Source organism: Pedobacter psychrodurus (assembly GCF_032678585.1).
Lineage (GTDB): Bacteria > Bacteroidota > Bacteroidia > Sphingobacteriales > Sphingobacteriaceae > Pedobacter > Pedobacter psychrodurus_A.
This window is the reverse complement of the sequence record NZ_JAVTSN010000018.1, coordinates 42,491-54,825: the sequence shown is the minus strand read 5'-3', so window position 1 is coordinate 54,825 and position 12,335 is coordinate 42,491. Positions and strand designations below refer to the sequence as shown.

The 12,335-nt window shown below is 40.8% G+C and carries 5 protein-coding genes; 1 reads left to right on the top strand and 4 read right to left on the bottom strand.

Annotation, left to right across the window (positions count from 1 at the left end; all coding sequences use genetic code 11):
* The first annotated feature begins 268 nt into the window (after positions 1–268).
* Positions 269–4,342 carry a two-component regulator propeller domain-containing protein gene (locus R2S57_RS13560; protein WP_316845488.1) on the top strand — a complete coding sequence of 1,358 codons (4,074 nt, stop codon included), beginning with the start codon at positions 269–271 and terminating at the stop codon, positions 4,340–4,342.
* Positions 4,343–5,415: 1,073 nt separating this feature from the next.
* Here the strand turns inward: R2S57_RS13560 and R2S57_RS13555 are convergent.
* From R2S57_RS13555 to R2S57_RS13540, 4 genes are all read right to left on the bottom strand, one after another.
* Positions 5,416–7,626, bottom strand: coding sequence for an alpha-galactosidase (locus R2S57_RS13555; RefSeq protein ID WP_316845487.1), 2,211 nt, complete (start codon positions 7,624–7,626; stop codon positions 5,416–5,418).
* Positions 7,627–7,677: 51 nt separating this feature from the next.
* Positions 7,678–9,720 carry an alpha-galactosidase gene (locus R2S57_RS13550; protein ID WP_316845486.1) on the bottom strand — a complete coding sequence of 681 codons (2,043 nt, stop codon included), beginning with the start codon at positions 9,718–9,720 and terminating at the stop codon, positions 7,678–7,680.
* Positions 9,721–9,835: 115 nt separating this feature from the next.
* Positions 9,836–11,059 (bottom strand): DUF4998 domain-containing protein, encoded by a 1,224-nt coding sequence (locus R2S57_RS13545; RefSeq protein ID WP_316845485.1) that lies wholly within the window; start codon positions 11,057–11,059, stop codon positions 9,836–9,838.
* 32 nt (positions 11,060–11,091) lie between these two features.
* A complete protein-coding gene (locus R2S57_RS13540) occupies positions 11,092–12,327 on the bottom strand; it encodes a DUF5000 domain-containing lipoprotein (protein WP_316845484.1) in 1,236 nt (411 codons plus the stop codon).
* Between the last annotated feature and the right edge of the window lie 8 nt (positions 12,328–12,335).

The window sequence follows — 12,335 nt, the reverse complement described above, 5'->3', positions numbered from 1 at the left end:
AAGTCGTGAATAGACTGTAATGAGTTGGTGCTTAACTTTTCTTCATCTTCATTGCTTTGGTCAGTTTATTTAATCAATAGTTTCGGTGCCACTGGTTATTGTGGATGGTTAGCTCAATTTGGTTAGACCAAAACTGGTGCATTGTTCGCTTAAAAAGGTCGAAAATTGTAAATGAAAGGATAGAAAAATGGCAATTCTTCCCTATTTCGAGAACTTCGCGCTATATTTAAAGTGAAATACAACGGTCCCTAAATAAATATTAACCCGAATGATGCAACTGCGTTTAAGCGCGATAGGATTCTTCCTGATGCTTTTGATATGCAAAACCTTATATGCTCAAAAGCCGATAGTATTTAATCACCTCACGTTGGAAAATGGTGAGTCTCAAAATTCGGTGATGGCCATCACGCAGGATAAAAACCAGTTGATCTGGATGGGTACCCGGCATGGGCTGAACCGTTACGATGGCTATCGTTTTAAGATTTATACCAACAACTCCGATAACCGGCACAGCATTTCGGATAATGTGATTACCACCTTATTGAGCGATAGCAAAGGACGTTTATGGGTAGGTACAGAAGAAAATGGATTATATATTTACGATGATAAAAGCGATCGTTTTATCAGGATCAACAAAAAAAGTTCTTCAAAATCTTTCAGTTGTGATTCGGTAGAGTGCGTATACGAAGACCCGCAAAAAAATATCTGGATTGGCACCAATAACGGACTAAATTTATTGATCGATGCCGGGAAACAGATCTTTAAAAAATTTCTTTTCGATAAATCCACTTATAAATCAGGACTCAATCATGTTTTCTCTGTTTTTAAAGATGACCAGCAGAACCTTTGGGCAGGTACATTTAACGGTTTGGTGCGTATTTATCAGGAAAAGGGGCACTATCGTTTCGAAATTTTCAGGCACAGGGCCAACGATGCAAGCAGCGTCAGTTCCAATGCGGTAAAAAGCATCCTGATCGATAAACAGAAGCGCCTTTGGCTAGGTACCTACAATGGTTTAAATCTATTTGATTACAAACATAAAACGTTTACCCGTTATCAAACCAGTGCAACAGATCCAAATGCTTTGGTAAATAACGACATCAGGAAACTTACCTGCGACAAGGCGGGCAACATCTGGATAGGTACACAGGAAGGATTGAGTATCCTCGATCCCAACACCCGTAAATTCAGCAATTACCGTTACGATCCGGAGCAAAACAACGGATTAAGTCAAAATTCCATTCACAGCATCTTTCAAGACCTCAACGGCGCCATGTATGTGGGTACCTTTTATAAAGGCGTTAATGTAATTTATCCTTCCGCTACACCATTTACCGTGTACCGAAATTCGAAAAAACAACAAAGCCTGAGCAGTAATATTGTGAGTGCGATGGCCGAGGATCAATACCATAACCTTTGGATCGGTACCGAAGGTGGTGGCCTGAATTATGTAAACCGAAACAACAATACCTTCACTTATTATAAATCGGAGCCCGATAACAGCAACGGACTCAACTCGAACCTGATCAAAACTTTATGCCTTGATAAAACCGGACAGTTATTGATAGGCACACACCGTGGAGGGCTATATGTCTTTAATCCATCAACACATCACTTCAGAAAAATTACGAATGTTAGGGATACGAAAAATAGCCCGGGGAGCGCAGAAGTAATTGCGATAACAGAAGATAGTAACGGAACAGTTTGGATAGGCTCCAGAGACGGTTTATCTACTTTATCTAAAACAGATGGTGTATATGCCAGCTCCACGGTTAAAAGCATTGTAGAAAAAAGCCTGAGAAACAAATACATCCAGGTGATTTTTGAAGATAAAGCCAAAAACTTGTGGATGGGCACCAGGGCGGGCTTATATGTATACAATCCATTAACAAAAAGAATTAGGGTGTACAAAGCAAATACCGGAGGCTTAAAATCCGACTACATCAATTGCATTGTTCAGCTTTTGGATGGGAAAATCTGTATTGGAACTGCCTTTGGTGGCTTGAGTGTCTTCGACGATAAAACCAGAACATTCAGGAATTACAGTGAAAAAGAAGGCCTCGCCAACAGCAATGTATTTGGCATTATAGAAGATGCAGAAAGGAATTTGTGGATCAGTACCGATAAAGGTTTATCTAAGCTGGTTACGCCAACAGGAAAATTTATCAACTACACCAAAAGCGACGGACTTGCGGGAAATGATTTTAACGTCAGGTCGTTTTTAAAAGATAGCCGTGGCGAACTGTTTTTCGGTGGGTATGATGGATTAACTGCGTTTTATCCGAAACAGATCGACATCAATAAAAATGTAGCTCCCATCACCTTTACCGGGCTTAAACTGTTCAATCAGCCCGTAGAAGTAAATGGTGAAAACGGCATATTAAAGGAAGCTATCCAAAACACACAGCAAATTACCTTTAAACACGACGAAAACAATTTCAGTATCGATTTTGCACTACTAAACTATATCAAACCCGAAAAAAACAGCTACAGTTATATCCTTAAGGGCCATAGTAAAGTGTGGACTAAAACAGCTATACCGAGTGTAAACTACGCCGACCTGCCATCAGGCAATTATACCTTTATGGTTACGGGCAATAATAACGATGGAAATCCGAGTGGTAAGATGGCATCATTAAAAATTACCGTACGCCCACCCTTTTGGGCAACCTGGTGGGCCTACCTGATTTATCTGGCCTTCTTTTCAGGTTTGTTATTCCTCATTGTACGTTATTTCTTTATACGCGCCTTGCTAAAACGTACCGAAGATATTCAGAAAATGAAACTGAATTTCTTTACCTATGTGGCCCACGAAATCAGAACGCCCCTTACCCTGATTCTTGGTCCTTTGGAAAATCTTTCCATACAACACCAAAGCGATCCTGAGCTGAACCGTCAACTCCTTCCCATAAAAAACAATGCCAACAGGCTCATGCGTTTGATTACGGAACTGATGGACTTTAGAAAAGCCGAAACCGGCCACCTTACCCTGCATGTTACCGAAGATAATATTATCGAATTTATCCATGAAATATTCATCTCCTTTTCGCATCTGGCGCAGACAAATGATATCCGATACAATTTTGTACATGAACAGGAGAACATCAGTTTGTTTTTTGATAAACGCCAGCTCGAAAAGGTATTGTTCAACCTCTTATCCAATGCTTTTAAATTCTGCGATAAAGGTGGAGAAATTTCTGTATCTGTACTCGAATCGGATGATGAGGTAATCATCAGCATATCGGATAATGGTTTGGGCATCCCTGCCGAAAGTTTGAAAGGTTTGTTTAGCGATTATTTCCAGGTAGACGAACAACAGAGCCAAATTGGTTCGGGTATCGGTTTGGCACTATCAAAGGCCATTGTAGAGGAACATCAGGGGCATATTGCGGTAGAAAGTAACCCTGCCGAAAATGGCTCGCGTGGTTTTACCAAATTTACCGTAAGGTTGAAGAAGGGTAAAGCGCATTTTAAAACGGCTCTTTTTGATGGTATAAAAGATTATCCAGCGCATCCAAATCTGTATACCGAAGAGGTAGAACAAGGTCTTAGCGTTTTAAAACCTGGAAGAGAAACTGCTATTTCGGCTGAAACCATCCTGGTGGTAGAAGATAATGGAGAAATCAGGTCCTTAATCTCTTCATTGCTCGGACATCAATACCAGATAGCAGAAAGTGAAAATGGTTTATTGGGTTGGGAAACGGCTGTAGAAACCCTACCCGACCTCATTATTTGTGATATTATGATGCCGGTTATGGATGGTATAGAACTTTGCAGCCGGCTTAAACAAGATGAACGCACCAGCCACATTCCAGTGATTATCCTTACGGCCCGTTCATCACATGTGCACCAGGTAAGCGGACTGGAAACAGGTGCCGATACGTACATCACCAAACCTTTTAGTTCGGAGCTACTGTTACTAAATGTGCGCAATTTACTGATGTCGCGACAGGTGATGCGCCAGAAGTTTCTGAAACATCTACATTTACAACCAAAAGAGCTTACCATTAATGCCATTGATGAAGCTTTTATGTTAAAACTCCTGAAATACATCGACGGGCATATTGCTGATGAAGATTTTGGGGTATCTGAACTGGCTTCGATGGTTGGCATGAGCCGCCCGGTTTTGTACAAAAAAATCAGGCAGATCACCAACCTTTCGGTAAATGATTTCGTAAAATCGATCCGGCTAAAAAAAGCAATGGAATTGTTTAAACAAAACAGATTCACCATTTATGAAGTGGCCTATCAGGTTGGATTTAACGATCCAAAATACTTTAGCAGGGAATTTAAGAAACAATTTGGCAAGAGCCCGAGGGCGTTTATGAACGGTGAGGAGTAGTTTGGAGTTTTTAGTTGGGAGTTTGGAGTCCAAAGTCCAAAATCCATCCCCTCGATGTGTCGCCCCTGGGCGGAGTCGAGGAGCTTTTCGTTTGATTAGCAGTCAAATCATGAGTGTTTAGTGCGCTACCTAACATTGGGGCAATTAGTTTGGAGTCTATCCCCTCATTGTGTCACCCTGAGCGGAGTCGAAGGGCTTTTCGTTTGATTAACAGTCAAATCATGATCGTTTGGTGCGCTACCTAACATGGAAATTGGTTTTCTTCAGTGCCAATATCAATTGTTTCACATCCTGTGCCGATTGCTAAACCGCCAGTGTTCTATGTTTGGCCTCCACTATCAATTGTTAAGCCGTAAGTACCTAATGTTTTGCTTCCACCCCCTTATGTTTGGCTAGCAGTATCAATTGCTTGGCGTACAGCATCAATTTCTTCCCTTCCAGTGTCAATTGCTTGACATATAGCATCGATTTCTTTCCTTCCAGTGTCAATTTCTTGGCCTACAGCATCAATTTCTTCCCTTCCAGCATCAATTGCTTGGCATACAGCATCAATTTCTTCCCTTCCAGTGTCAATTTCTTGGCGTACAGCATCGATTTCTTCCCTTCCAGTATCAATTTCTTGGCCTACAGTATCAATTTCTTCCCGTCCAGTATCAATTGCTTGGCGTACAGTATCGATTTCTTCCCTTTCAGTGTCAATTGGTCAGCATAAAGATCGATATGTTTGGCTGCAACTGACGTTTGGTCAGTATCCAGATCACTATGTTATAAACAGAGCTACTGATGCTCGAAAAGCACGAAGTATCTCCAGCACTTCACACTTTGTATATGACCTGAGCGTAATCGAAGGGTTATTTAATGGTGACAATGTGGTCACTAAAGTGCTCCATGATGAGACGAACTACTGCACCAGTAAATGATGCAACCTAATATACGTCCAGCTTTGCAGCCTTTGCGCCAAATACTTGCCCAATTGCGGTAAAAAAAAATGGAGAAACCATCATTAGATCTCTCCCCGCCTGTACGGGCAGGCATTTCGTTGCACTTCAGTCGAGATGACGAACTAAGTTAAATTATTTCGCCTCTTCTACCTTCAATACCACACTGGTTCTGTTGGTATTCAGATCAGGGTTAAAACCTACCTTCATCAGGAAATCGCCAGTATAGGTTTTGCTGCTATCGATAGATGATTTTGTGCCTGGGAATACATTAATCTCTTTAATCTGGTATTTTTTTGCTGGATCCAAACCATTCAGTTTAACCGGATATTTACTGCTTTCACCATAGCGGTAATTTACTAGGTAATTAAAGATAACGGCTTCGGTTTTTTTGTCGTTTACATATAACATGGAAGCTACACTACCAGTACGCGGATTCGCCAAACGGTATTGCTCACCCTGCCAGATGGTCCCTTTTATCTCATTATAACTTTTAATGGCGTCCTGACAAAACTGAAGTTCATTTTCAGGCAGTTTACTCACCACAATATCAAAACCCAATTTGCCCATCATGGCAACATCGGTGCGGAACTTGATAGACTGTTTGCCCCAATCGGTTACATGGTTTGAACTGCTTACAGCTGGATAGAAGTAAGAATATTCCCATTGCATAAAAATCCTTTCCAAAGCATCGGTATTATCGCTCGGCCAAAACTCGGTAAAATATTGCAAGGCCGCATAGTCTACCCTGCCACCACCGCCAGAACATAACATCATTGGTACCGTTGGGTATTTGGCTCGTATCCGCTGCAGTACGCTGTATAGTCCCCTTACATAATCGATATAGAAGTGTGATTGATTTTTTAAATGTGCTGAATAGGCGTTATAAATCACTGCGTTACAGTCCCACTTGATATAAGCCAGTTTCGGGTTTTTGGTAAACAGATCGTCAACCACTCCGAAAACAAAATCCTGCACCTTCGGGTTTGAGAGATCAAGCTCTAACTGGTTTCTAAAATAATATTCCGGTCGGTTGGGTTGTTTCACCACCCAGTCAGGGTGTTTTTCGTACAATTCACTTTTCGGACTCACCATTTCGGGCTCAATCCATATTCCAAACTTGGTTCCTACATTATCGGCTTCTTTTACCAATGATGTGATGCCATTAGGCAGTTTCTTTTTATTTTCCTGCCAATCGCCCAATGCCGCATGATCGTCGTTACGCGGGTATTTATTGCCGAACCAACCATCATCCAGTAAGAAAAGATCGACACCCAGTTTTTTGGTATCCTTTAATAAACCGGCAAGTTTTTGTTCGTTAAAGTCGAAATAAGTAGCCTCCCAGTTATTCAACAGCGTTAACCTGCTGCCTTTACCATCCAGTATTTTATAGTTTCTTGCCCAGTTCTGCAATTTTCTGCTGGCATCGCCCTTCCCCTGATCAGAAAAAGTGTATAAAAATGCAGGCGTTGCAAAAACTTCGCCCGGTTTTAAGCTATATGGCGAAGCATAATTGTTCATTCCGGCAATGATGCGCAGGTTGTCCTGATAATCCAGTTCGAGATCGACCTTGAAATTACCGCTCCACTCCAGTGCACCGTATAAAACATTCCCCTCATTCTCTTCGGCAGGTTTATCTAATGAGATCATGAAAACCGAAGGCTGAAACAGGTTCGCTCTTGTGCCCAGCTTGCTATCCAATGTTTTAATGCCATGGGTAATTTCACTTTGTTCGGGCTGCATTTCTTTGGCCCAATCGCCATGGTATTGGTTGAGCCAAAAATGTGGCGATTTTAAATGCAGGTTGGCCGATGCGTATTTATGCAGGACTACCGTCCCCTTTTCAGTGTGTTTAATCTCCGTCCACTGTTCGATTACGTCCTGCTGATAAAAAGATTTGTAACACATCGTTACCTCAAAATTATACACCGGATCTTTTAGCCTGATCTTTAACAAATTTACATTATCATCGATCCTGATAACCGTATGGTCAACATATTTCAGATCAAGCGAGTTATTGCCATCAGCATGGGTAACACTAATTGCAGGTTCTACCAGGTTGCGCGAACCTGAAGGGGTATAAACAGAATTTAATTGTCCGGTATAATCTTCTGTTTGTTTGTACTGCCCGTTAACCTGATTGTATTCCTCTTTATTGGCCAGTTTTTTTCCAAAAAATATTGTGTTTACATCTTTCTTCGCATTTGCTTCTAAAACCAATGCATTGTGGGCAGTTTCGATGGGGATAATGTTTTGTGCCTGTATAGTGGCGATCGTAAAAAGAGAAACGGCCATTGCCAATGCGCCATGCCTGATGTAAGCTGTAATGTGATGTGATCTGTTCATTTGTGTTTTCAATAGTATTCGATAATGTTTTATATAGATAGAGAATTGAGGTTAGGGTTTTCCAGTAATTTTAAAAATGACCGCATCTTTTGCCGCCAGACTGATGGTCTGTTTATTTTTAAAACTTTCTGTTTTTTGGTTAAATAGGTTTTCAGCGCTGTATATATCATTTTCATTTAAACCGATCCGCGAAAAATCGATGTTAAAAACTTTTGCCTCATCGCTGTAATTAAATAAGGTCAGATATTTTACATTTCCTACCTGTTTTACAAAGAGTTGTGAAGCTGATTTACCCCTGTTTCCTTCTACCGGAACAAATGCCTTTCCATCTTTCAAAACGTTAATGATTTCAGTATTGTTCAATAAACGCTGGGCGGTATAAGTCCACTTGCCCTGTCGCGAAAAATCATCACCTGTGATGCAGGTTCCGGTAACAATTGCCGATAAAAACCTTGCCTTGTTCTCTGCGTCTGATTGATCGGAGAACACCACGTGATCGGCATCAATGTAATCGTAAAGGTAACTTTGCCACCAGCCATTGCTTACGCTGTTTAAGGTATATTCGGTATCTTTTATGGATTTAAAGGCATCGCAGGCAATTCTTCGTACATGTATGTAACGTCCTGATGCCAGACTTGGTGAGATGGCTGCATACACCAGCATTTTACCATCGAGCTGCTTCAACAAAAACTCCATCCCAGATTTATAAGCCTGCATACCTGTGGTAATCTTTGGGTCGTAAAAATGGTCAGCTTCTATGGCAGCATGACCTAAGAAATCAATTTTGATCATTTCGAAACCACATTCCTTAAACTTATTGATTACAGTTGTAATGCGTTGCCTGGTGCCAGGATGTGTGGGATCTAATGCCCGTGCGCCATCAATATCATGATATCCAGCACCAACTTTTGTCCACATTTCACCAAAAGTATAAAAACTACCATCGGCTACGCGCTTTCCGCCAGCGGCAAAACCCCAATCTACAAAAGGCGCCCAATAAATACCCGGCTTTAATCCTTTAGATTTGGCGTGATCTGCAAAAGCTTTCAGTTTGGAATAGTCGCCGTGTAAACCGCCATTTAACAGGTTGTCCCAATATGAATCGAGATCGATATAAGCAACGCCACCGCTCCTGAAAGACTTCAAACTATCGGCGAAAAAATCTGTTACCTGCTTCGCTTTTTCGAGTGTGATTTTTTCCTGCATGGCACCCCAGCTATTCCAGCCCACAGGCGTTGCCGCTTTCCATTTAAAAACGATAGGTGGCTCTGCTAAACGGTTTGTTTTGGCATACGTTTCCATACCTTCGCGCCAATCGTCAAAAACACCAAAAAACACTTTCGCCGAATTGATGGTATTTCCCTTCAGATTACCATGTGCTATTTTATCGCGGGTGATTTTTTCTTCGGTATAACCACAAACGGTTTGTAGTCCAATATTTTTATCGTTATCCATGGAGGTAATGATGCCCGTTTTCCAGTTCTGATGCTCAATAGAACCGATTACAAAACCTGCTCTGGATAAATCGTGATACAGTGCCGTAACTTCCGCACTTGGATTGCTTACATTCGCCTTTAATGGTACTGTATTGTATGAAATAAAAGTATCGTTATCAAAGGGCACGAATAAACTGGTGGGTGTTTCTGAAGTCTCACCATCAATCAAGGTTCCGTTTATGGGTACCATGTGGTTAATGGATAAATTGTTGCCTTTCAGTGTAATTCCCATCATAAAATAATCTGCTCCACTGTAGGTATAAAAGCTTTGCAGCATATCTGGCAAACCTGCCTGTTTTAAAAGAAAGCAATACTTAAAGCCCTTTCCAATCCCATCATTAATTGTCGATCGTGTATAGCTGATCTGTTTATAATCCATCGAACTGAGGATTTTCTCCTGATACGTTACCTGAGAAAAACCGTTTAACAACAGGTTTTTGTTTCCATTTAACACCTTAAAAGTACCGGTTTGAAGATTGTAATCTATCTTTCCGGTTTTACCATAATCAATAATGATGGCTGAAGCGGATTGATGAATGCACCATAAAACCAATAAAACTAAAAAGGGCTTCTGCTTAAATAAAAATTTAAAAATCATGTATCGTGGTTTCATTAGCGCGGTAACAAATCTTTGTTTTTATTGTATTTTGTGAAACTACCTGAGTTCGATTAAACGAAATTAATGATTAATCGAACTCAGGTTTGTAAAAAGATTATTGAATATTCCAGAACCTGATTTCGCTCATATTGCTATAATTGCCATCTCCGTTGGTTACATGTTTAATCCTGATGCGAATATAACGGATCGGTTTTCCTGCATTATCCAATTCTGATGTAAAAGCATTTTTTCCATCGTCAGTTCTGGTTACATCTTTTAAAAGCGTCCATCCTTTACTGGTGGCTTCTGCTGGCCAGCCATTATCACTGGCTGATAAAGTGGTAGTGGCATTGGTTAAATCGGCTGTTCCCCAAACTTCAAAACGATCTGGATTATTACAGCAATCTCTTCCTGTTTCTTCTACACGCGATAAATTGGTGTACACTTTACCCAAATCAAAGGTAATCACATGCGGCATACCGCTGTTGCCCGCACTGTGGAAGATATTCGGATAACCTTGTGGGCCAACGCTTCCATCCCATAATTTACTGATACTGGTCCCTGATTCGTATGTCTGCGCATCACCAGGTAAGTGAACCTCGTTAAAAAGCGATCGGTTACAAAGCACATATCTGGGTACAATATCGGGAAAAGTTGAAAAATCACTTACGGCAAATACATCTAGAGAACCTTTACCAGGAATGTACGATGATTTGTACTGGATGTTAGTACCTGGTTTATAATCATTTAGTGTGATCGCAGTATCGAGCGGTAATAGTATTTTATCTACAGTTGACCCAGCCACATTAGTATACCTCACCACAGTATTTACATTGATGGTATCAGGTGTGTTAAAGTTTAATTGCACTGAATTGGTGCTGTTAATGAAATAAGGATCTATCGCATTGTAAGGTCTATTCAATAAACCCGATTGATACAAAGGACCAAAAACCCGTACATTTCTGGCCTCTATCGGGATTGATTTATGCCCCTGGGCATCATAAGAATATACCGTAAAAGTATAGGTGTATTCCTTAAGATTCGGGATCGTTACTTTTATGGTATCAAGTGGATTATGGGTGCTTGAATTTACCACCACAGAATCGGCATTATTGTTCCAGTAAACCACATATTTGCTGATGCTTGGATCTGGACTTGGATTCCACCATAAACCTGTGCGCAAATTACCTGGCTTGGTTACAATATTCGCCACCCGGCCAGGATAAACAATCTCGCCATCTTTTAAATAATCTTTAAAAGCAAGATCATCTTTGGTACAGCTGATCACTATTGTAACCAACAGCAATAGCAGACCGCTAATTTTATATATACTTTTCATATCTGAAAATTTATCTTTTATTTAATCATTAACTATCTGGGATCGCCGTAAAATGCCATTTCCATTGCGTGGGCAAAGGTACCGTTAGACCAGGTTGTGCTTACCGATAAACGGACATAACGCGCTTTAGGGGCAGTTAGCGGGAAATTGAAACTTACACCTGCTTTCACAAAATCGTTATCGGCCGTGGTATGTGCTACAGGAGCCAAACCTGATGGCGGTTTAGGATAATTGTAATTGCCCATGTTAACCCAATCGCCTATTACCGTCCCTACTGGCGCCGATAATGGCAATTGCGCATCGCGGGGATTGGCCAAATCAGATCCCCAAATAGAGAATACCTTTGGATTTCCGTGTCCATAAGCATATTTATCGCCACCGTCTGGCCTTTCCCATAAAATAAACCGGCTTAATTTTGCGCTAATGCCTAAACCAAATGTGGCAATGGCAGGCATAGCACCTCCAGGTGCGGTATGCCAACCGTTCGAATTACCGTCTGTTTTGCCATCCCATAAATATGGCAGATCCCATCCGTATGCGATTTCTCCATCCGTAGGGAGTTTATACTGAAAAAACTTATTCCTATCGAGTATGGTTTCAAAAAACGGGGTAATGGTTGTGTAGGTCGTATCAGAAATATTTCCAAAATTATCCGTTACATAATAGCCGATTTTCTTTGGAATAGGCGCATAACCCCTTAATGAATAAGAAATCGTATCGGTTTTACCATAATGCTGATCTATTACGTCAGATACATTAGCATCATTTATACCCAATAGAATAACACCTAAATTATTTTTTAATGGATTTAAGCCCGTAATCTTTATACCCCCAAAATCGGCCTCTGCATTAATGGTTGGTTTGGCAAGCAAATATGGTGGAGTATCGGGATTCACCTTTACCACAACGGGGTCTGATTTAACTTCTGCCCTGCTTACAGCATACAAAGTAACCTCGTAGGCTTGCTTTTTTGCAAAACCATCTACCATTATCGAATCGGAGTAATAACTCGATTTTGTTTCTCTGGTGGTTACCCCATTTATTTTATAACGGGCCAGTACATACAAAAGGTTTTTCGAATTGGGCAAAGCATAAGTAATGTACGCTCCACCATTAAAATTATCAACTTTAATATTGGTTACCACCCCTGGCTTCGTCGTATCTGATGAAGCGGGATCATTATAGCTATCCATTTTTTTACAGGCAGCAATGCCCGCCATAAGGGAAACGATAAGGACTAGGTAAATACTATTTTTAATATTCTTCATGTCTTTAA